1 protein-coding gene is annotated in these 1710 nt (G+C 72.9%); it reads left to right on the top strand.

Features of this window, described 5'->3' with window-relative positions:
• On the top strand, window positions 1-1710 hold a 1710-nt coding region (locus tag DD1DGNOD_RS08615; RefSeq protein WP_131769854.1), incomplete at both ends, for a HelD family protein.

Here is a 1710-nt window from a genome sequence, read left to right as displayed (position 1 = left end):
TTCACCGACGACGTGCTCGACCCCACCGGTGTCGGCGACGGCCCGGTGGCCGGGGCGAGCAGTGACACACCGCTGCTGGAGGCGCTGTCCGCGCCCCGCTCGGGCCACATGCACGACATCGTCGCAACGCTGCAGGCCGAACAGGACAGGGTGATCCGCGCCGACGCCGGGTCCGTCCTGGTCGTCGACGGCGGACCGGGTACCGGCAAGACCGCGGTGGCCCTGCACCGGGCCGCCTACCTGCTCTACACCGAGCGGGAGCGGCTCGCCCGCTCCGGCGTGCTGGTGGTCGGCCCGAGCCCGGTGTTCCTGCGCTACATCGAGCAGGTGCTGCCCTCCCTCGGCGAGACGGGTGTGATCTTCACAACCCCGGGGCGGCTGTTCCCCGGCGTCGACGCCACCGGCGGTGAGGACGCCCGCGTCGTCGCGCTCAAAGGTGACCTGCGGATGGCGAAGCTCGTGGCCGAGGCGGTGAAGAACCGTCAGCACGTTCCCCCGGGCGGTGTGGACGTCCCCTACGACGGCGCCGTCCTGCGCCTGCAACAGCGGGTCGTCGAGAACGCCCGCACCCGGGCTCGGCGCAGTCGCCGTCCGCACAACCTGGCCCGGCGGGTTTTCGTCCGTGAACTGACGACCGCGCTCACCGACCAGGTGATCACGAATCTCGCCGGTGGCCTGCTCGACGACGACGAACGCGAGGAGATCGCCGGGTACCTGCACGCCGATCCGGACGTGCGGGCCGTCTTCGACACGCTGTGGCCACGGCTGACCCCCCAGCGCCTGCTCTCCGACCTGTTCGCCGCACCGGCCCGGCTTGCCCCGGCGGCAGGCGTGGCAAGGCTGCCGGCGGACGAGCGCCACCTGCTGCACCGCCGGGCGGACGCCCCCTGGACACCGGCGGACGTGCCACTGCTCGACGAGGCCGCCGAACTGCTGGGCGATCCGGACGCCGACACGGCGGAACTGGCCGAATGGGACGTCGAGCGGGACCGACAGGCCGACCGGGAGTACGCCCGTGAGGTTCTCGACGGCCTGGGTCTGACCGGGATGGTCGACGTGGAGACGATGACCGCGGGAATGGCCGAACGCTGGTACGGACCGCGCCGGCGGCGAAGCGCGGTGGAGCATGCCAGCGGTGACCGGTCGTGGACCTTCGGTCATCTCATCGTCGACGAGGCTCAGGAAGTGTCGCCGATGCTGTGGCGGCTGCTGTGGCGGCGCTGCCCGATACGCTCCGCCACCCTGGTCGGTGACCTCGCCCAGGCTTCGAGCCCGGCCGCGGCCGGCTCCTGGACCGACGCGCTGGCCCCGCACATCGGGGACAGATGGCGGGTGGAACGACTCAGCGTCAGCTATCGCACCCCCGCGGAAATCATGGATGTGGCAGCTGACGTCCTCGCCGCGCAGGACCCCTCGGCCGAGCCGCCGCGTTCCGTCCGCGCCACCGGACGGCCTCCGACGGCGGTGGGTGTCGATACCGACCAGCCCGGCAGTGACGCGCTGGTCGCCGCGGTCGCCGCCGAGGCGCTGCGCGCCGCCGACGCGGTGGGCGAGGGCCGGGTGGCGGTGATCTGCCCGGTGGGCCTGCCCGAGCGAGTGCGCGCGGCGCTCGCGACCACGTTGGGGGACGTCCCGGTCGGCGTAGCGGACGTGTTGGCCGCCCCGATCGCGGTACTCACCGTCGCGGAGTCCAAGGGCCTGGAGTTCGAC

Origin of the sequence: Candidatus Protofrankia californiensis (assembly GCF_900634765.1) — a bacterium.
Taxonomy (GTDB): domain Bacteria; phylum Actinomycetota; class Actinomycetes; order Frankiales; family Frankiaceae; genus Protofrankia; species Protofrankia californiensis.
This window is presented reverse-complemented; position numbering and strand designations above follow the sequence as displayed.